This window comes from Micromonospora sp. NPDC051543, assembly GCF_044454415.1.
Lineage (GTDB): Bacteria > Actinomycetota > Actinomycetes > Mycobacteriales > Micromonosporaceae > Micromonospora.
The window spans coordinates 41,268-60,905 of sequence record NZ_JBITDT010000011.1; the positions used below are offsets into that span (position 1 = coordinate 41,268).

Here is a 19,638-nt window from a genome sequence, read left to right on the forward strand (position 1 = left end):
ATGACAGAAAGGTGTGCTGATGTCGACGACAGATCGGCCGCTGCGCAGCGCGCAGTGGTTCGGCGCCGAGGGCCGCAACGGGTTCATCCACCGGTCCTGGATGCGCAACCAGGGATTCGCGGACGACGTCTTCGACGGTCGCCCGGTGATCGGCATCGCCACCACCTGGTCGGAGCTGACCCCCTGCAACGCCCACCTGCGCGACCTGGCCGAGTCGGTGAAGCGCGGCGTGTGGGAGAGCGGCGCCCTGCCGCTGGAGTTCCCGGCCATGAGCCTGGGCGAGCCCCTCATGCGTCCCACGACCATGCTCTACCGCAACCTGCTCGCGATGGAGCTGGAGGAGTCCGTCCGGGCCAACCCCCTCGACGGGGTGGTCCTGCTCTCCGGCTGTGACAAGACCACTCCCGGCCTGCTGATGGGGGCGGCGAGCGTCGACCTGCCGACGCTGATGCTGACCGGCGGCCCGATGCTCAACGGCAAGTTCCGTGGCCAGGACATCGGCTCGGGCACGGTCGTCTGGCGTTTCACCGAGGAGATGCGGGCCGGCCGGATGAGCGCCGCCGACTGCGCCGAGGCGGAGGTCGGCATGTCCCGCAGCCGGGGCCACTGCATGACCATGGGGACCGCTTCCACCATGGCCTGCGTGACCGAGGCGCTTGGCGTGCAGCTACCGGGGGCCGCCGCCGTACCCGCCGTCGACTCCCGGCGGTACGCGCTCGCGCAGGCCGCCGGACGGCGGATCGTCGCCATGGTGCACGAGGACCAACGGCTGTCCTCGGTGCTCACCCGCGAGGCGTTCGAGAACGCCATCCGGGTCAACGCGGCGATCGGTGGCTCCACGAACGCCGTCGTGCACCTGCTCGCGATCGCCGGACGCCTCGGCGTGCCCCTGTCGCTGGAGGACTTCGACACCCTCACCGCCGACGTTCCGCTGCTGGTCAACCTCATGCCGTCCGGGGCGTACCTGATGGAGGACTTCGCCTACGCGGGCGGCCTCCCGGTGGTGATGAAGGAACTCGCGCCGTTGCTGCACACCGAGCACGTCACGGTCAGCGGCCGGAGCGTGGCCGAGAACGTCGACGGCGCGCAGTGCTGGAACTCCGAGGTCATCGCCACCATGAAGGAGCCGTTCCAGGCCGCCGGCTCGGGCACCGTGGTGCTGCGCGGGTCGCTGGCGCCGTCCGGAGCGGTGCTGAAGGTCTCCGCCGCCACCCCCCACCTCCTCACGCACACCGGTCCGGCGCTCGTCTTCGACCGGATCGAGGAGTACGTCGTCGCCGCCGACGACCCGGACCTGGACGTCACACCGGACACGGTGATCGTCGTTCGCAACGCCGGCCCGCGTGGCTACCCCGGCTTCCCGGAGGTGGGCAACGTGCCCATGCCCCGTCGACTGCTCACCGACGGCATCACGGACATGGTGCGGATCTCGGACGCGCGCATGAGCGGCACCGGCTACGGCACGTGCGTCCTGCATGTGGCGCCGGAGGCGTCCGTGGGCGGTCCTCTCGCGCTGGTGCGCACCGGCGACCTGGTCCACCTCGACGTCGCCACCCGCCGCCTCGACCTCCTGGTCGACGAGGCGGAACTCGCCGAGCGTCGCTCCGCCTGGAAGCCGCCACCGCCGGTGGCCGACCGGGGTTGGGTACGGCTGTACAGCGAGCACGTCCTCCAGGCCGACAGTGGGGCCGACCTCGACTTCCTGGTCGGTGGCAGCGGCAGTGACGTGCCCCGTCACTCACACTGACGAACGAGGAAACGACTCATGGAAGAACGGACGGCCCGCCAGTGCGAGTTCGCGCGGAGAAAGCAGTGACGACCGCCCATCGGCCCCCGGTCATGGCGGACGTCGCCCGTCTGGCGGGCGTGTCCCACCAGACGGTGTCCCGGGTCATCAACGGAGCGCCCGCGATCCGGCGCGAGACGCGGGAGCGGGTCCTCGAGGCGATCCGGCGACTCGACTACCGACCCAACACGGCCGCCCGGGCGCTGGTCCGCGGACGTTCCGGGATGATCGGCATCATCGGGACGGCGCGAACGCTGTTCGGTCCGACGAGCATCCACCGCAGCGTCGAGGACGCGGCCCGCGCCGCCGGCTACTTCGCCACCTCGGTCAGCCTGTCGGAGGTGACGGTACGGGCGCTCAGCGACGCCACCGAACACCTCATGCGCGTCGGTGTGGAAGGCGTCGTGATGATCGCCGGCAACGACGAGGCCCTCGAAGTCGTGCGGATGACCCGCTCCGGGGTGCCCTTCGTGGTGGTGGAGGGCGACCTGTCCAGGGCGAGCGTCACCGTCGGCGTCGACCAGGTGCTCGGCGCCCGGATGGCGACCGAACACCTGCTCGGCCTCGGACACACCGAGATCGTGCACGTGTCCGGTCCGCTCAACTGGGCCGAGGCCCGCGCCCGTCGCGACGGCTGGCGTACGGCGATGGTGGCCGCGGGCGTACGCCCACCCGAGCCCGTCGAGGGTGACTGGATGGCCCACAGCGGCTACCTCGCCGGGCTGCGGATCTGCGAGATGCCCGGCACCACCGCGGTCTTCACCGCCAACGACCAGATGGCCATCGGCGTGCTGCGCGCGCTGCACGAGCGTGGTCGGCGCGTGCCGCAGGACGTCTCGGTCATCGGGTTCGACGACGTGCCCGAGGCGGCGTACCTGATTCCGCCGTTGACCACGATCCAGCAGGACTTCGGCGCGGTCGGTCGCCGGGCCATCACGGCGGTCACCCAGGCCATCGACGACACGGTGCCGCAGCCCCTGCCGTTGGTCGTACCCTCGCTCGTGGTGCGTGAGAGCACGGCGCCGCCGCACGGCGGGGCGGGCCCGGCGTGATGCCGAGCCCGCCTGGTGCGGTCGCTAGAGCGCAGCGAGCCGGAACTGCTGGTTGGTCTGGCCGTGGCAGTCGTAGAGCTGGATCTGGGCGCCGTTGGCGGTGCTCCAGACGTCGAGGCAGCGTCCGGACTGGACGCTGCTGATGGTGCCGTTGGAGTTGATGTTCCACTGCTGGTTGGTCTGACCGTGGCAGCTGTAGATCTGCACGGCCGCGCCGTTGCCGCTGCCGGCGGCGTCGAGACACATGGTGCCGTACACCTGTAGTTGTTTGCCCGAGGTGTAGGTCCAGGACTGGTTGATCTGCCGGTTGCAGTCGTAGAGGGTGACCCGGGTGCCGTTGGTGCGCGACGCGTTCGGTACGTCGACGCACCGGCCCGACTGCGCGCCGATGATCTGGCTGGCGGAGCCGGGTGGGGTGGTGGGCGTGACGGTGGGCGTCGGTGTCGGGCTGCTCGTCGGGGTGGTGGTCGGCGTCGGGGTGGTCGGCGTCGACGGCAGCAGCGGGCAGGTGCTGCGGTAGGTCACCACACCGCTGTTGTCCAGCAGCGGGCAGAGGAACTGGCTGTACCGGGCGTCGTTGTCGATGAACATCTTGACGAACGGCAACATGGTCCGGACCATCACCGGGTTCGACCGTCCCACCATGAAGCCGTGGTCCGCGCCGGCGACCTCCAGGTAGACGCTCTCGGTGGTGCTCGGGATGCTGTTGTAGAGACCGGTGGCGTAGGACGGGGTGACCACCGTGTCTGCCTGGCCAGCGAAGATCATGGTGGGTACCCGGTCGTTGGCCAGGTTCGACGACGGCGAGTACGGCGCGATGCCGACCACGGCCTTCAGCGACGGACGCCGCATGGCGGCGCTCAGCGCCCCACCGCCGCCCATGGAGTGGCCCGCGACGGCCAACCGGTTCGGGTCGACGCGGTCGCGTACCGGGCTCTGCTGCGTCAGGTAGTCCAGCGCGGCGAGGAGTTGGGTGCCGCGCGCCGTGTCGAAGTCGTTGCGGCTGTTGGTCTCGATGCCGATCACGACGAAGCCGTGCGAGGCCAGCCATGGTCCCATCCAGGCCAGTTCGGCGGAGAACAACGCCGTGTAGCCCGGTGAGATCGCGATGGCCCCGAAGGTGCCCTGGCTGGTGTCGGTCGGGTAGTAGATCCGGCCGCCGTTGAAGCCGTACCCGGTCGGGACGGCGACCGACGTGTTGGCGAAGGGGCCGTTCACGGCGGTGACGCTGGTCCGGGTCGGGTCCGGGCCCCGCTGGTACAGGTTGTCGGCCGCGGACGCCGACCCGGTCGCCAGGGTGATGGTGAGCAGCCCGACCGCGGCGGCCATCCCGGCGGCGGCAAACGTGAGCAGCCGTTGCCGGATGCCGGACGACCTGCGGTCGACAGGGGTGTCCGCCGGGGGCGGTGGGTGGTGTGCGGGTCCTCGCACGGTCGGTACCTCCTGGGGGTGGTGGCGGTGGAAAGACGAGGGGCGGGCGGGCTCGTCCTGCGGTGAGCCCGCCCGCCCCGGCGGATCGTCAGGACGAGAGCCGGAACTGCTGGTTGGTCTGGCCGTGGCAGTCGTAGAGCTGGATCTGGGCACCGTTGGCGGTGCTCCAGACGTCGAGGCAGCGTCCGGACTGGACGCTGCTGATGGTGCCGTTGGAGTTCAGGTTCCACTGCTGGTTGGTCTGACCGTGGCAGCTGTAGATCTGGACCGCCGCGCCGTTGCCGGAGCCGGCCGCGTCGAGGCACATCGTGCCGTACACCTGGAGTTGTTTGCCCGACGTGTACGTCCACGACTGATTGGCCTGCCGGTTGCAGTCGTAGAGCTGCACCCGGGTGCCGTTGGTGGTCGAGGCGTTGGGCACGTCGACGCACCGGCCGGACTGCGTGCCGACGATCGCACCGGCCGAGCCGGGTGGGGCGGTGGGCGTGACGGTGGGGGTCGGACCCGGCGTAGTGGGCGTGGGGGTGGTGCCGGGGCCGGCGCTGTTCAGCGCCTCCAGGGTGGCCGTGTACGCGGCCTTCTTGTTGCCACTGCAGTCGAAGAGCAGCGGGGTGCCACTGGAGCGCCACGAGTCGCAGTCCCGCACTCCCCACACGGTGAGCCCGTTGCAGCGCGCCACGGCGAGGCAGTCGTTGACCACGCTGCGGTAGGTGTTGGCCTGCGTCGTGCCGGAGCCCTCGATGTCCAGCTCGGTGATCTGCACGTCCACCCCGAGGGCGGCGAAGCTGGACAGCGTCGTGCGGTAGTTGCTGTTGTACGGCGAGTTGGCGTTGAAGTGCGACTGGAACCCGACGCAGTCGATCGGCACGCCACGGGACTTGAAGTCGCGCACCATGTTGTACACGGCCTGCGTCTTGGCCCAGGTCCAGTTGTCGGTGTTGTAGTCGTTGTAGCAGAGCTTCGCGTCCGGGTCGGCCGAGTCGGCGGCGCGGAACGCCGCCTCGATCCAGTCGTTGCCGGTGCGCTGGAGGTTCGAGTTGCGACGGGCGCCGCTGTTGCCGTCCTCGAACGCCTCGTTCACCACGTCCCAGGAGTAGATCTTGCCCTTGTAGTAGCCGGCCACCCGGTTGATGTGGTTGAGCATGGCGCTGCGCAGCGCGCTGCCCTCCATGCCCTGCATCCAGCCGGGCTGTTGCGAGTACCAGGCCAGGGTGTGACCGCGCACCTTCCAGCCCCGGGAGAGGGCGTGGTTGACGATCCGGTCCGCGTTGCCGAACGTGAAGTTGTTCTGCTGCGGTTCGGTCGCGTCGATCTTCATCTCGTTCTCGGGCGTGATCGCGTTGAACTCGCGGTTCAGGATCGTCGTGTACGCGCTGTCGCCGAGCTTGTTGGCGGCCACGGCGGCACCGAAGTACCGGCCGGACTGGGCCGCTGCCGCGCCGAGGGTCGTCTCGGCGGCCTGCGCCAGGTTGGGCAGCATCGATACGACCAGGGCCGCAATTATCGCGGCTGTTCCGGAAAGAGTGAACGCTCGTAGTCGGGTACGCCCGAGGGGACGGGGCCGGGAAACCATGCTGATCCTCCGGTGGTGGGGTGGGAGAACTCGGTCCTCTTCGGATGGGTGACCCGCTGTGCTGGCCGCGGTCGCGATGCTGGGGTCGCTCCGGCGGGCCGACGGTCGCATGCGTTGTCCGGGCGACTGCGGTCCGCCTGACCAGCGGCGGAAGGGTGGCGGTGGGGGCGGTGGTGGACGCGGTCGGATGGCTCGTGATTGGGCCTGGCGGATCGGGTGAGGCGCCTCCGGTGCGATAAATGATCATGTTAACGATCACACTGATCGATGTCTCAGGCTCGCAGAAAATTCCGGCTTTATCAACCGGTAGTTTCAGGGCTGTTGCGAGTCAACCGAGCGCTGCGCAGCCCTTGCTGGGTCCGCAAAGCGCGCCGCTCGGCACGTGACCCGAGCGACGCATCTTCGACCCGGTTGACCCTTGGCCGATGCGCGCGCTGGACCACTGTGCTGCCGTGCTTCTCGACAACCCCTTCCTCGATCCCTCTGGCCGGCCGCGCGCCGGACACCTGGCCGGGGGCGATCGAGGTGAACCGGCCGCGGCCCGTGCGGCGGTCGCCGAGGCGTGGGAAATCCGCACCCTCCAGGGGGTCAGCCACTGGTCCGAGCGCCGACAGGACGCAGCCCAGCGATCCGCCGAATCGATCGACTTGACGTGACCGCTACGCTTTTGTTGGTCAACCACGGTGACCAAGTCGTCATGGACCTCCCGGCTGGGGTCCAGCGAGGGCGACTGAAGGGTGTACCACCCTCCGCGCGTTTCACCCTTGTCGTTGTAGGTGCGTTATCTCGATTGCCGTTGGCCGGGCAGCGGAACGGGAGACGAGCGTGCCCTCATTCGACCTTGCGGCTGTGCCGGCCACAGTGGTGCGACCGCTGATTGTCGCGATCGCCCACCTTCCGATCATGCTGCTGGCGCTGTGTATCGCGCCGATCTTGCTTCTTGTAGCGGTAAGGCCCCAGTCTCATGGGGACCTGGCGGTCCGACTCCTGTGTGAGTTGCGGACCTGGAGCCGAGACGCGGTGGGTGCCGCGAGCGGCCGGCGTACGCGATGACCCGCGACCAGATCAAGGATCTCGCACGCGCCCGATGCCGCTACACCGGCGAGAGCTACCAGCAGGCTCATAGCCACGTCGCGGCTCTGCCTGCTGGTGAGTCGCTGCTGCCCGATGCACTCGGCGAGCCGCAAGCGGCCGTCGAGTCCGCTGTCATGAACCAGCTTCTCCTTGCGTCGCGGGAGCTGTCGGTGGACATCGCTGATCGATGTCTTCCCTTACCGGTGCAGGCCGTTCGCCCTCTGGCGGCGTCGCTCCTCGTTACGGTTCCGATCAACGAGGTCGAGCAGTTCGCCGCCATGCTCTGTGCAGGAGCCACCACCTCGGGCGGCCGGGCGGGCGAGGCATTCATGGTCGCCTCGGCCAAAGATGTCGTGACGGTAGCCTTGCCTGGTCAGCCGGATGGGCAGGTGCACCTGCGGTGTTCGTGGGACCGCCTTCGCGCAGCGCTACACACGGCCCCTGGCGTCGAGGTCCTGTCCGGTAGCCGGCTGCGGGTGTTTTCTGGCTCGCTGCAGGTGGCAACCCGTCCGGAGCACCGTGCGGCGCTCAGCGCCTGCCTTCGGCGCGTCGGGCTGTTTTCGACCCTGCCCGCCCTCTCCTGGTTGGTGGACTGGAACGAGTGGGTGGTCTCAGACCGCCGGCAGGATCGCCCGGTGCCGCCGGAGTACGTGCGGTCGGCCTTGACCAAGTCACGCTTCGGTCCAACCGGCGCCGAGGTCTCCGCGCTCCTCTGGGGAGGGACCCAGCTGAGGACGGCCGATGCTCCGCGACCACGACGTTCTGTTGACCGTGCCGCTCTGAGCACTGCCCCCACAAACGTCTCCCCGGAACCTGACGGCAACAGGGTGTCTCTCGCCGGCGTCACATTCGTTCTCTCTGCCGCCGAGCTGACGCGACTCGTCGCCGAGCGTGCTCTGCCTGATGTGGTCATCGGGCCCACCCAACCCGGCTCGGATCCCATCTTGGCGGCTGCGGTCCGCGCTGCGATGCGCCAGGTTGCGGTGCTGGCCGAGGACCTTGTGGACGCTCGGCTCGGCGCGGTCTCCATGATTATCGGTTTCCAACTCCCGCTGAGCACCCGGCAGGTCGACGTGGTGCTCGCCGGTGTGCATCCGGAGACCGGGCGCGACGCGTACGTGGTTGTTGAGTTGAAGCCGTGGACGCATGCGCGATCGACAGCGGATTCTGATGCGCTGGTGGCCGTCGGGCACTCAGTAGGCGACAGGTTGCATCCGGCCGTGCAGGTTGGCGCCTACTGCGAATACCTGAATGATTTCCTCGGTGTGCTGACCGCTGACGGGGACGGTTCGATCCGCGGTGCCGCCTATCTTTACCAGGCCATGGACCGCGACGTCAGCGACCTGCTCACCGGCCGTGCCGATGACCTTCGCCCGGTCTTCACCGCGGAACGACGCGGACAGTTCCACGACTACCTGCGCGCTCACCTCGGGTCCGCCTCTGGCGTTGGTGCCGCTGAGCGCCTACTGGCGAGTGTCGTACGTCCCAGCAGGCACCTGCTGGCACAAGCCGCCCAGGGACTGCGGGAGCGCTCGCACTTCAGGCTGCTCGACGAGCAGCGCATGGCGTCCGAGTTGGTACTGCGTGCAGTGAAGCGCGCTCATAGCGCGAAACGTAAGACGGTTGTGGTGGTGTCCGGTGGGCCAGGTAGCGGCAAGAGCGTCATCGGCCTGTCACTGCTCGGCGAGCTGGCCCGGCAGAACCACTCGGTAATGCACGCCAGCGGGTCGCGGTCGTTCACGCAGACCTTGCGCCGGTACGTCGGTAGGGGAAGTAAGCGGCTCCGGGACCTCTTCCGCTACTTCAACAGCTTCGTGGAAGCCGAGCCGAATAGCCTCGACGTGCTGATCTGCGACGAGGCTCATCGCATACGTGCAACCTCGGCCAACCGATTCACCCCGAAGAGTCGGCGGGAGCGGTCTCGGCCGCAGATCGAGGAGTTGATCCGAGCCGCCCGGGTGCCGGTCTTCCTCCTCGACGAGGACCAGGTGGTGCAGCCTGGCGAGCTGGGCAGCCTGAGCCTCATCACCCGGTATGCCAGTCGGCACGACATGGAGATCGAGGTCGTCTCCTTGGGCGACCAGTTCCGCTCGGGCGGTAGCCGCAGCTACGTGCAGTGGGCCGAAGCCCTGCTCAGCGTCGACGACGAGTCGAGGAAGTGGACCGGGGACGGTCGCTTCGACCTGCGGATGGCCGACTCGCCGGAAGAGATGGAGGCGTTCCTCGCCGACCAACTCGCGGCTGGTGAGACCGCGAGGATGTCGGCCGGCTACTGCTGGCCATGGAGCGACCCTCGGCCGGACGATTCGCTCGTACCGGACGTGCAGATCGACGGGTGGGCCCGGCCCTGGAACGCCAAGAGTGAACGTAGCGTCGGCGACGCCCCGGGTTCTGCCTTCTGGGCAACCGACCCCAACGGCTTCGGTCAGATCGGCACCGTCTACACCGCCCAGGGCTTCGACTACGACTGGGCCGGCGTCATCATCGGTCCGGACCTTGTCGCCCGCGACGGTCGACTGGTCACCCGCCCTGCGCAGTCGAAGGATCCGATCTTCCGCAACCGGTCAGCCGTAAGTGACGAAACCGCCGATCACCTCATTCGCAACGCCTACCGGGTGCTGATGACCCGGGGCATGCGTGGCGTGCTGCTCTACTCCACGGATCCAGAGACCCAGGCGTTCCTCGCTTCCCGCACCTAGGGTGCGGGCCGGCGGCTGTGCGCCGGCCCGCACCGATCATCGGAGCGCGGTCCGTCGTGGTCAGGGCGCCCAGGGGGCGGCGATGTTCCAGGTGCTGTCGGCCGCCCAGAGGGTGGGGCTGTTGTAGGCGTCACCGCCCGTGCCGTTGCTGAGCCAGACCTCCGAGTTGTAGTGCCGGAGGTACTTTCCGCGGAAGTTGTACGACTCCAGCGACACGCCACTTCCGGTCAGCCCCACGCGGGCGCACCAGGTGGCGTCGGCCCGCAGGAGCGCCGACCCGTCGTTCGGCGAGTTGCGGACCCGGGAGTCCTGGTGCCGCAGGTACTGACCGGGATAGTTGACCGACTCGAAGGAGTAGCAGGCGCCGTCGGCCAGGCCGGGCCGGATCGTGTACGTCGCGTCGTTCTTGAGCAGCGCCGAACTGCCCGCGTCGACGACCTCGGTGTACGCCAGGCTGTTCTGGTGGCGCAGGTAGCGGTTGGTGTAGCCGGGGGTGGTCACCTGCAACGACCGTCGGGTGTCGACCGGCAGGGCGACGGGGGAGGAGCTGCCGATCGCCCTGGACGCGTCGACGAGGGCGGTGTTGGCCGCGCGGACCCGGGCCTGGTCCATCTTGACCACCTGTCGGTCGTAGGTGAGGAAGCCGTTCAATTCCCCCTCCTGGTCGGCGATCTCGGTGTAGATCGAGGCGCTGAGACCCTTGCCGAGCATCAGGTTCCGTGCGCCCTCCACCAGCCCCACGTACCGGTCGGTGAGCGCACCGGAGGTGGGCTGCCACTCGTACGCGAAGAACTGCCCGTTCGGGCTGTACTCGTGGCCGGGTGCGCGCAGGCCCAGGCCGCCGAACTCGCCGAGCACCGCGATCCGGCTGCTCGACGGCGAGGGTGAGTCCGGGCCGAGGTAGACGTGCCAGTCGTCGATGTCGCCGTTGCCGGGGTTGCCGAGGGACTGGCAGCAGTTGTAGCCGCTGTGCGGGTTGACCAGCCGGGTCGGGTCCTGATTCTTGATGTTCTGCGCCACGCGGCGGGTGTCGGCCAGGGAGCGCTCGCCCCAGCCCTCGTTGTAGGGCGTGTAGGCGACGACCGCGGGGGAACTGCGGTGCTCGTCGACGATCTCGCGTGCCTCGGTCTCGAACTGCGCCTGCTGGGCGTCGGTGGGATCGATGTTCTGCGCGGTGAGCGACGGGATGTCCTGCCAGACAAGCAGGCCGAGCCGGTCGGCGTGGTAGAACCAGCGCTGCGGTTCGACCTTGATGTGCTTGCGCACCATGTTGAAGCCCAGGTCCTTGTGCTTCTGCAGGTCGAAGGCGAGGGCTGCGTCGGTCGGCGCGGTGTACAGGCCGTCCGGCCAGAAGCCCTGGTCGAGGGTGCCGACCTGGAAGACGAACTGGCCGTTGAGCTTGGGTCGTAGCACCCCGTTGACCACGCCGGTGGTGATCTCCCGCATCCCGAAGTAGTGGGCGGTCTGGTCGACCGTCGCGCCGCTGGCGTTGCGTAGGCGAATTCGCAGGTTGTACAGGAACGGGTCGTCGGGCGACCAGCGGCGGGCGTTGGGCACCGGGACGCTGAAGTCGGTGAAGCCGCCGGTGGCGGAGCCGACGACGGTGCTTCCGTTCAACGCCTCGGCGAGCACGCTGTGCCCGCTCACGTCGCCCCGGGTGAAGACCCGTACCCGCAGGGTGTTGGCGCCCAGGTTCGGATAGACGTCCACGCTGCTGATCGACGCCGCGGGCACCGGCTCCATCCACACCGTCTGCCAGATGCCCGAACTGGGCGTGTAGAAGATCCCACCGGGCTGCTTGGTCTGCTTGCCGATCGGTGGCAGGCTGCCGTTCTGCCGGGTGTCGGTCGGATCCCACACCTTCACCACGATCTCGTTCACGCCGCCGTTGAGCTGCGCCGTCACGTCGAAGGTGAAGGCGTCGTAGCCGCCGGTGTGCGCGCCGACCCGTACGCCGTTGACCCAGACCGTGCTCTGCCAGTCCACGGCGCCGAAGTGCAGCAGGGTCCGCCGGCCCGACCAGTTTGGCGGGACGGTGACGGTGCGTCGGTAGAACAGGTAGTTGCGGTTGTCGTTGGCGGCCCGCTGGACACCGGAGAGGGCGCTCTCCACGGGAAACGGCACGTTGACCCGTTCCGGCAGGTCGGTGTTGAACTGCGGGGCGTCGTCGGTGCCGGACTGCCGTAGCTGCCATTCCCCGTTGAGGTTGAGCCAGTCCGGGCGCGTCATCTGTGGACGCGGGTACTCCGGCAGAGGCGTCCCGGCCAGCGCCTGGCTGGTCCACGGGGTGGTCAGTGGCGGCGTCTTGGCCGGGGCGGCCTGCGCCGGTCGGGCCGGTGCGGCGAACACGCCGACGATGAGGGTGAGGATGAGCAGTAGGGGCAGGGCGGGGCGGGCGGGGGCCTGACGTGTCATGCCGTCTCCGAGGGGCGGGTTGCCGCGGGCCGTGCAGCTGAGCCCGCAGCGCGGCGGGCGGTGGACATCGGTTATAGAGGCATCCCGGAGCCCAGTCAATCGCCAAACGTCAATGCACCTCCGGTCCAGTGCTCCTCCACTGGCATCGCCTACAACTCCAGGTGCACGGGTTCATCACCCAGCCCGAAGTCGCCTTCGGCGTCTGAGCCGCCGGACCCTGGGTATGACCGCCGACGCGACGGACGGCGGTGCCGGCCTGATCAATCAAGGAGTGGAACATGACCAAGGTTCTGATGGTGTTGACCTCGCACGACCAGCTGGGTGACACCGGCCGCAAGACCGGGTTCTGGCTGGAGGAGCTGGCCACGCCCTACTACCGCTTCCGGGACGCCGGATGGGAGGTGACGCTCGCCTCGCCGCAGGGCGGGCGGGCGCCGCTGGACCCGAAGAGCGACGAGCCGGACTCCCAGACCGACCAGACCCGCCGGTTCACGGCGGACGCCGAGGCGGAACGCCAGCTGGCAACGACCGTACGGCTCGACTCGGTCGCCGTCGCGGACTACGACACCGTCTTCTACCCGGGCGGCCACGGCCCACTGTGGGACCTCGCCGAGGACGACACGTCGATCAGGCTGATCGAGCAGGTCGTCGCGGCGGGCAAGCCGATCGCGCTGGTGTGCCACGCCCCGGGGGTGTTGCGGCACTGTGTGACGCCCGACGGCGAGCCGCTGGTGTCCGGCCGGCGGGTCACCGGCTTCACCGACAGCGAGGAGGAGTACATGGGTCTGACGAAGGTGGTGCCCTTCCTCGTCGAGGACGAGCTGGTCGCGAAGGGCGCCGACTTCTCCAAGGCGGGCAACTTCGAGCCGTACGTGGTGAGCGACGGGTTGCTCGTCACGGGCCAGAACCCGGCGTCCTCGGGGCCGGCGGCGGATCAGTTGATGTCCCTGGTGGGCCGTAGCGACGGGTAGCGGCCGTGACCTCCGTCCGGCGGGTGTCACCGCCCGCCGGACGGGGCCGTCAGGTGGCAACGCCGCCCGGCGGACTCAGCGGGACCGCACGGTGTGCACCGCGGAGACCGCGCCGGCCCCCTCGCCGACGGCGGTCGCCACCCGCTTGGTGGAGCCGGAGCGGATGTCGCCCACCGCGAAGACGCGTGCGGCGCTGGTCTGGAACGGCAGCGGCGCGTCGTGCGTGCCGGGAGGCAGTCGGCTGTCGGTCAGCACGAAACCGCTGTCGTCCGTCGCGATGCCCTTCATCCATCCGGACTCCGGTTCGGCGCCGATGAAGCAGAACAGCCCTCGACAGTCCAACCGCGTGGGATCGCCCTCCTTCGCCACGACGATCGCCGTCAGGCTGTCTTCTCCGTGCAGCTCCCGCAGGGTGCTGCCGGTGTGGACGGTGATCCGGGGATCGGCCCGGATCCGGTCGGTCAGGTACGCCGACATCTTGGCCCCGAGGTCGGCCGCGCGCACCACCAGGTGTACGGCGCAGCCGCGTGCGGCCAGGGAGAGCGCGGCCTGCCCGGCCGAGTTGGCGCCGCCCAGCACGGCGACCGGCTGCGACTCGTACCCACGCACGTCCAGCTCGGTGGCCGCGTACCGGACGCAGCCGCTCTGCTCGAACTTCGCCCACCGCTCGATGTCGAGGCGGCGGTACCGCGCTCCGGTGGCCGCGATGACCGCGGACGTCCCGATCCGGGTGCCGTCCGCCAACTCCACGACAGGACGCCTCTGGTCGGAGACGTCCAGGCCGACCACCGCGCACGGCGCGTAGATCTGGACGCCGAACTTCAGCGCCTGGAGCATCGCCAGCCGGGCCAACTGTTCACCGCTGACCCCCTCGGGGAAGCCGAGGTAGTTCTCGATGCGCGCGCTCTTGGCCGCCTGGCCGCCCAGGCCGGTGCCGTCCAGCAGCACCGTGATGAGCCCTTCGGACGCGCCGTACACCGCCGCGGCCAGGCCGGCCGGCCCGGCGCCGACCACGACCAGGTCGGGGTCGCGCGCCGTGGCGACGTACGTCAGACCGAGGGCCTCCGCGACCGTGCCGGGAGTGGCGCGACGCAGTACGCGGTTGCTGGTGACCGCGACCGGAAGGTCGTCCTCGCCGACGTCCTCCGCCCGCAGGAGCGCCCGCCCGGGCAGCGACGCCGCGTCGAGCCAGGTGTGCGGGAGGAGCATCTGGTTCACGTACGTCCGCAGCTCCAGCGACTCGGCCACGTGCGGCCGACCGACGATCTCCAGGGCGTTACCGGCCGCGTCGCGCATGAGTTCGCGCCGGGCCCGGAAGGTCTCGATCAGCACGTCGGCGATGTCGACCTGGTCGGCGAGCACCCGGCGCAGGTCGGGGGCGGTGATCCGGACGACCGTCCCGGCCGTCACGACGCGGACCGTGAGGAACACCTGCTGCCCGGTCAGCAGGCTCAGTTCGCCGAGGAACTCGCCCGGTCCACGCCGGTAGATCAGCCGTTCGGGCTCCAATGCCGTCGCGTTGCGGACCGCCTCGGCAGTCGCCGTACGCAGCAGGAAGAAGTCGTAGGTGCTGTCGCCGGCGGCGTACAGGTGTTGGCCCTGGCGGACCTCTTCCTCGGCGCCGTAGCTGGCGAGGCGGTCGAACTGCTCCGCGTCGAGGACAGGACCGTCGGCGTCTCCGGTGCTCACCATAGAAGAGTAGGTGCCCGGTGTTGACGGCAACTGGACCGACACTGACTTATCCGACAGCGCCGGGCGGGTGGCTTCCGCGGCTTCCCCGTCGCGACCGCTGCCCCCGGCGGTAACTTGCTGGTCACTGGAAATCGTGTGCCCCGGTGTTGGCTTGACGCGCTGTGGACGGCACGAGAAAGGAACGACAGTGGAGAAGCAAGGGGACTGGGGTCGGGACGGGTGGGCGGTCCAGCCGGGCGAGGGGGAGCTGATCGAGCTGGGCGGCCCGCACCGGCCGGAGATCCTCGTCCGGGGTGCCGAGGCGGATGGGGCGTTGGGCGCCTTCCTGTTCCATCACGACGTGATCGTCGAGAATCCGCCCCACGCGCATCACGACTTCATGAAGATCGCCTACGTCCTGAAGGGCGAGTACCACTTCCGGGTGGGGAACGCCGAGTTCTCCGGTGGCCCGGGTACCACGGTGGTGGTGCCCCGGGGCGCCTATCACACGTTCGTCACCCCGACCGGCGGGAAGCTGCTCTTCGTCAGCGCGCCGGCCGGCAACGAGCGGCTCTTCGAGGAACTCGGAAGTCTCGGCCCGAACCCCACGCCGGAGCAGCTCGCCGAGATCGACAAGCGCTTCGCCACGACCCGGCTTCCGGGCGAGGAGGGCCGCCCCTGGAGTCAGCTGCGGGGTTGAGCCGGGACGGCTCACTGATCTCCCGGAGACACCGCGCGTACCGCGACCGGCGTCGGCCAACCTGTGGCCGACGCCGGTCGGGTAGGGACCGGGTCCCCGGCGAGAGCTTCGCATCGGGGACCGCCCCGCCGGCGGGTGCCGGTGAACGACTACGCGGGCCTGACGGCCGGCCTGGTCCGACCGACGGTGGTGAGGTAGAGGACCAGGCCGGCGCTGGTGAGGACGAATCCCGCCCACACCGTGGAGAGGGTTCCCCAGCCGACGCCGAGGGCGACGGCGCCGCCGATCGCGCCGAGCGAGTTGGCGAGGTTGAGGGCGGCCAGGTTGAGCGCGCCCATGAGGGTCGGCGCGTCGGGCGCGAGCTGGGTCAGCCGTACCTGGATGGCGGGAATGGCGAACATCATCGTCGCGCCGACGCCGAACAGCGCCGGCATGAGGATCAGGATCTCCCGGCCGGTGAATGCGATGGCCACGAGCAGCACCAGGACGTAGCTGAACCCGTAGATCAGCGGTCGGCTGACGTCCTGGTCGGCGGCGCGACCGCCGAAGTAGTTGCCGAACGCCATGCCGAGGCCGAAGACGGCCAGGGCGACCGGGATGAGTGACGTGCTCTCCCGCGCCGCGTCGGTGACGAACGGCCCGATGAAGGTGTAGACGGCGAAGATGCTGGAGATGCCGAGCGCCGCGACCGCGACCATGAGCCAGACCTCGCGTCGCCGGAGGGCGGCGAGCTCGTGCGCCACCGAGCTGCCGTGCAGGTCGTCGGTGCGCGGCAGCCACATCAGGAGCGCCGCGCCGGCCAGCAGCCCCAGGCCGACCACGGTCCAGTAGGTCGCCCGCCATCCGGCCTGCTGGCCGACGAGGGTGCCGAGCGGCGACCCGAGGATGGTGGCCACCGTCAGCCCGCCCATCACGGTGGCGAAGGCCCGGCCACCCTTGCCGGGACCGTAGACGTACGCGGCGACGACCGCCCCCGCGCCGAAGAACGCGCCCTGCACGCTTCCCGTGATGAAGCGGAAGACCACGAGGGTCGCGATGTTCGGGGCCAGGCCGGACAGGACGTTGCCGACCAGGAACAACGCGATCAGACCCAGCAGGAGGGTACGGCGGTTGGCGCGCGCCGCGAGAAGCGTGATCGCCGGTGAGCCGATCATGACGCCGAAGGCGTAGGCGCTGATCGCGTACGTCGCGACCGGGATGGACGCGCCCAGGTCGGCGGCGAAGAGTTGCAGGATCCCGTTGCTGCCGAACTCGCCGGTGCCGATGGCGAAGGTGCCCAGCGCCAGCGCGAGGAGGGTCAGCACCGGGCGGGGACCGGGCCGAGCGGCGGTGGCCCGCTGCGTTGGAGTGTTCTGCTGGTTTTCGTCCGAATCGCCGTGAACGGCGGGATGCGCCGACTGGAGCCGGGTGCTGTTCTCTGACGTGGTCATGGAGCCTTGTCCTCGCGGTGGAATGCCGTGCGCGGACATCCTGGCGTCAGCCAGTTGACACCTTCTGGAGTTTGTCGGACCGGGCGGCCGTCCGCGCGTCCCGGGTGAGCAGCAGGAGCGCGGCCAGCGTCAGCAGTCCACCGACGAGCGCGAGCACGCGCGCCCCCGACGTGGGCAGGAGGGCGCCGCCGAGCAGCGAGCCGCCGGCGATGCCGACGTTGAAGGCGGTGCTGACGCCGGCCGACGCGATGTCGGTGCTGCCGGGAGCCAGGTGCAGCATCCGGTTCTGCACGGCGGAGGCGAACGCAGCGTAGGCGAGGCCGAGCCCGGCGAGGAACGCGACCGCGCCGGGTCGGAGCACGCCGAGTCCGTACATGCCGAACAGCGCGGCCGTACCGATGCTCAGCGGCGTCAGCAGCGAGGCGATCGGCCGGGCGTCCAGGGTCCGGGCCGAGAGCAGGGTGCCGACGACGGCCGCGACACCGGCGGTGAACAGCAGCGGCGTCAGGGCCGCGTCGGTGAAGCCGCTGACGTCCAGCAGGAACGGTGCGATGTAGGTCTGCAGGGTCAGGAAACCGCCGACGCCGAGGGCGGTGGCGGTCAGCAGCACGGCGAAGCGCCGCCGGTCCGGTGCGGTGCCCCGGGCCGCGCCGCCAGCCTCGGGAGGGTACGTGGGCACCAGGACGAGCACCGCGGTGGCGATCACCAGGCCGCCCCCCGCCAGCGCCGCGAACGATGCGCGCCAACCTGCCTGCTGACCGATCCAGGTGCCGAGGGGCACGCCGAGCACCGGCGCGAGCGTCACTCCGGCCCCGAACAGCGCCACCACCCGGCCCCGCACCGCGAGGGGGAAGGGCCCGATCGCCGTCGCCGTGGCGATGGACCAGAACAGCGCCTGGGCGACACCGGTCACGAGGCGGGCGCCGGCCAGCATGGCGTACGTGTGCGCGAGCGCGGCGGTGCCGTTCGCGGCCGCGAACAGGAACATCGTCACGCCGAGCAGGTGACGACGGGGGATCCGCCGGGTCAGCCGGGCCAGCGGGACGGACGCCAGCACGACCACGACGGCGTACCCGCTGACCAGCAGACCCACCCGCGAGCGGGACCGGTCGAGATCGACCGCGATGTGGGTCAGCAGGCCGACCGGCAGCAGCTCGGTCGTGACGAACGCGAACGCGGCCAGGGAGAGCGTGACGAGGACGGCCCAGGCCCGGGACGGCGACACCTCGGGCGTCACCGTCGGGGCCACCGTCCGGCGGGCGCTTGACGGTGGAGACCGCGCCGATATAATTCATCGAACCGGGATGTCATCAGATGAGGAAACTCCTCCGTTCGGCACGTACATACCCGTCGAGTCGAGCCGGCCCGCCGTTCGAGCAGCGTGGAGGCCTTGTGTCCACTATAGATTCGCCGCTGGCGGCTGTCCGGCACGATCTGCCCGCGCACGGCACGGGCTGGGTCGACGACGTCCTGCTGGCCGGGCCGGGCAACGAGATCTGCCTCGTCCTCGGCACACCGATCACGCGGGCGCAGCTGCGCGCCGAGGTGGCCTCCCGGCAGGCCCGGCTGACCGACGCCGGGCTGCGTCCGGGCGGCGCGATAGCGCTGCGACTGCCCTCCTCGCTGGCGTACGTGGCCAACCTGCTCGCCGCCTGGCGGATCGGGGCCCAGGTCACGCTGCTCGATCACCGGCTGTCGCGCGGCGAGGTCGAGCGGGCGCTCGAACGCGTCGGCGCGCAGTTCCTCGTGCAACCCGCCGACGCCGTGCTCCCGCCCCTGCGCGGCTTCGTGACCGTCGACGAGACGGTCATCGCGCGCCCGGCCGGCCGGCCCGCGTCGACGCCGCACGCCCTCATCCAGCTGAGCTCCGGGTCCACCGGCCCGTCGAAGGTCATCGGCCGCACCGTCGACGACCTCGTCGCCGAGATCGAGCGCTACACGCTGACCGACGGCGTGCCCCGACCCGGCGAGCGGCTCGTGCTGCTCGCGTCGATGGCCCACGTGCTCGGTCTGGTCGGCGGCCTGCTCTACGCCCTGCACGCCCGCGTCACGCTCACGCTGCCCGAGCGGATGACGGTGGGTGGCGTGCTGGGCGTCATCGCGGGGGACTCCACGCCGACCACGGTGATCGGCGTGCCCGTCCACCTCGAGATGCTGATGGCCGGCCGTCCCGCCGGGCCGTTGCCGCAGTTCGTACGGATGACCACGGCGGGCGAGCTGGTCCGGCCCGGCGTTCCCGAGCGCTTCGCGGAGTGCTACGACACCGTGTTGGGCAACATGTACGGGATGACCGAGGTCGGCGTCATCGCGACCGACCTGTTCGGCGCGCACCGGCCCGGGGTGCGCCCGGCGCCCGGGATCGACGTCCGGGTCGTCGACGGTGAGCTCCAGGTCCGTCGGCCCGTCACGCCGTACGTGGGGCTCGTCGACGAGAGTCGCTGGTCCGACGGCTGGCTGCGCACCCGTGACGCCGCAACGATCGACCCCGTCACGGGGCTGGTCACGATCCGCGGTCGCCTCGACTCGCAGGTGTCCATCGGGGGCCTCAAGGTCGACCTCACCGAAGTCGAACAGGCCGTCCTCGACCTGCCCGGCGTCACCGAGGCGGTCGTGACGTTCGACGGCGGCGCCATCGAGGCGTACACGGCCGTCGACCAGCCGTTGACCGGCCGTGAGCTGGACGCCGCGTTGGAGGATGTCCTGGCCCCGTACAAGCGACCGCTGCGGTGGTTGATCCTGGAGCGGCTGCCGCGTACGTCCAGTGGCAAGCTGGTGCGCGACGTGGCCGTGTTGCGTCGCGCGTCGGCCGAGCCGACGTCGTCATGATGCTCCGAGA

At 70.0% G+C, this 19,638-nt stretch carries 13 protein-coding genes; 7 read left to right on the forward strand and 6 right to left on the reverse strand.

The genetic code is table 11. The features are described 5' to 3' along the window. Window positions 1–19: 19 nt before the first annotated feature. Together ACIA3K_RS20835 and ACIA3K_RS20840 are read left to right on the forward strand one after the other, a co-directional pair. The gene (locus tag ACIA3K_RS20835; RefSeq protein ID WP_396803008.1) at window positions 20–1,747 is read left to right on the forward strand and encodes an IlvD/Edd family dehydratase; all 1,728 of its coding nucleotides are present in this window, start codon (window positions 20–22) and stop codon (window positions 1,745–1,747) included. Window positions 1,748–1,812: 65 nt separating this feature from the next. Next, window positions 1,813–2,838 (forward strand): LacI family DNA-binding transcriptional regulator, encoded by a 1,026-nt coding sequence (locus ACIA3K_RS20840; RefSeq protein ID WP_396803009.1) that lies wholly within the window; start codon window positions 1,813–1,815, stop codon window positions 2,836–2,838. A 24-nt stretch (window positions 2,839–2,862) separates the two neighbouring features. On the opposite strand, the gene ACIA3K_RS20845 is transcribed toward ACIA3K_RS20840, so the two are convergent. Together ACIA3K_RS20845 and ACIA3K_RS20850 are read right to left on the reverse strand one after the other, a co-directional pair. Further along, a complete protein-coding gene (locus ACIA3K_RS20845; RefSeq protein WP_396803011.1) occupies window positions 2,863–4,269 on the reverse strand; it encodes a ricin-type beta-trefoil lectin domain protein in 1,407 nt (468 codons plus the stop codon). 88 nt (window positions 4,270–4,357) lie between these two features. Further along, window positions 4,358–5,749 (reverse strand): endo-1,4-beta-xylanase, encoded by a 1,392-nt coding sequence (locus ACIA3K_RS20850; RefSeq protein ID WP_396803013.1) that lies wholly within the window; start codon window positions 5,747–5,749, stop codon window positions 4,358–4,360. A gap of 518 nt (window positions 5,750–6,267) precedes the next feature. On the opposite strand from ACIA3K_RS20850, the gene ACIA3K_RS20855 reads away from it, so the two are divergent. Together ACIA3K_RS20855 and ACIA3K_RS20860 are read left to right on the forward strand one after the other, a co-directional pair. Continuing rightward, window positions 6,268–6,498, forward strand: coding sequence for a hypothetical protein (locus ACIA3K_RS20855; RefSeq protein WP_396803015.1), 231 nt, complete (start codon window positions 6,268–6,270; stop codon window positions 6,496–6,498). A gap of 393 nt (window positions 6,499–6,891) precedes the next feature. After that, a complete protein-coding gene (locus tag ACIA3K_RS20860) occupies window positions 6,892–9,615 on the forward strand; it encodes a DNA/RNA helicase domain-containing protein (RefSeq protein ID WP_396803017.1) in 2,724 nt (907 codons plus the stop codon). 60 nt (window positions 9,616–9,675) lie between these two features. Here the strand turns inward: ACIA3K_RS20860 and ACIA3K_RS20865 are convergent, their stop codons facing one another. After that, on the reverse strand, window positions 9,676–12,030 hold the full coding sequence (locus ACIA3K_RS20865) for an AbfB domain-containing protein (RefSeq protein WP_396803019.1): 2,355 nt from the start codon (window positions 12,028–12,030) through the stop codon (window positions 9,676–9,678). A 278-nt stretch (window positions 12,031–12,308) separates the two neighbouring features. Between ACIA3K_RS20865 and ACIA3K_RS20870 the strand changes: the two genes are divergently transcribed. After that, the gene (locus ACIA3K_RS20870; RefSeq protein ID WP_396803020.1) at window positions 12,309–13,001 is read left to right on the forward strand and encodes a type 1 glutamine amidotransferase domain-containing protein; all 693 of its coding nucleotides are present in this window, start codon (window positions 12,309–12,311) and stop codon (window positions 12,999–13,001) included. Between the two features lie 75 nt (window positions 13,002–13,076). On the opposite strand, the gene ACIA3K_RS20875 is transcribed toward ACIA3K_RS20870, so the two are convergent. Continuing rightward, entirely contained in the window at window positions 13,077–14,690 is a 1,614-nt protein-coding gene (locus ACIA3K_RS20875) for an FAD-dependent oxidoreductase (protein WP_396803022.1), read from the reverse strand. Window positions 14,691–14,880: 190 nt separating this feature from the next. On the opposite strand from ACIA3K_RS20875, the gene ACIA3K_RS20880 reads away from it, so the two are divergent. Continuing rightward, window positions 14,881–15,372, forward strand: a complete 492-nt coding sequence (locus ACIA3K_RS20880; RefSeq protein WP_396803024.1) for a cupin domain-containing protein — start codon at window positions 14,881–14,883, stop codon at window positions 15,370–15,372. Between the two features lie 149 nt (window positions 15,373–15,521). On the opposite strand, the gene ACIA3K_RS20885 is transcribed toward ACIA3K_RS20880, so the two are convergent. Next, entirely contained in the window at window positions 15,522–16,802 is a 1,281-nt protein-coding gene (locus ACIA3K_RS20885) for an MFS transporter (protein ID WP_396803025.1), read from the reverse strand. 46 nt (window positions 16,803–16,848) lie between these two features. Then, window positions 16,849–18,039: an MFS transporter gene (locus ACIA3K_RS20890; RefSeq protein ID WP_396803026.1), complete on the reverse strand. Its 1,191-nt coding sequence runs from the start codon at window positions 18,037–18,039 to the stop codon at window positions 16,849–16,851. A gap of 164 nt (window positions 18,040–18,203) precedes the next feature. On the opposite strand from ACIA3K_RS20890, the gene ACIA3K_RS20895 reads away from it, so the two are divergent. Next, complete coding sequence (locus ACIA3K_RS20895; protein ID WP_396803303.1) at window positions 18,204–19,628, forward strand: class I adenylate-forming enzyme family protein; 1,425 nt, start codon at window positions 18,204–18,206, stop codon at window positions 19,626–19,628. The last annotated feature ends 10 nt before the right edge of the window (window positions 19,629–19,638 follow it).

Bases quoted from the DNA above. Each gene is read 5' to 3' on its own strand.
- ACIA3K_RS20835 (WP_396803008.1), top strand. From the start codon at position 20: ATGTCGACGACAGATCGGCCGCTGCGCAGCGCGCAGTGGTTCGGCGCC.
- ACIA3K_RS20850 (WP_396803013.1), bottom strand. From the start codon at position 5,749: ATGCTGCCCAACCTGGCGCAGGCCGCCGAGACGACCCTCGGCGCGGCA.
- ACIA3K_RS20855 (WP_396803015.1), top strand. From the start codon at position 6,268: ATGCGCGCGCTGGACCACTGTGCTGCCGTGCTTCTCGACAACCCCTTC.
- ACIA3K_RS20860 (WP_396803017.1), top strand. From the start codon at position 6,892: ATGACCCGCGACCAGATCAAGGATCTCGCACGCGCCCGATGCCGCTAC.
- ACIA3K_RS20865 (WP_396803019.1), bottom strand. From the start codon at position 12,030: ATGACACGTCAGGCCCCCGCCCGCCCCGCCCTGCCCCTACTGCTCATC.
- ACIA3K_RS20870 (WP_396803020.1), top strand. From the start codon at position 12,309: ATGACCAAGGTTCTGATGGTGTTGACCTCGCACGACCAGCTGGGTGAC.
- ACIA3K_RS20885 (WP_396803025.1), bottom strand. From the start codon at position 16,802: ATGACCACGTCAGAGAACAGCACCCGGCTCCAGTCGGCGCATCCCGCC.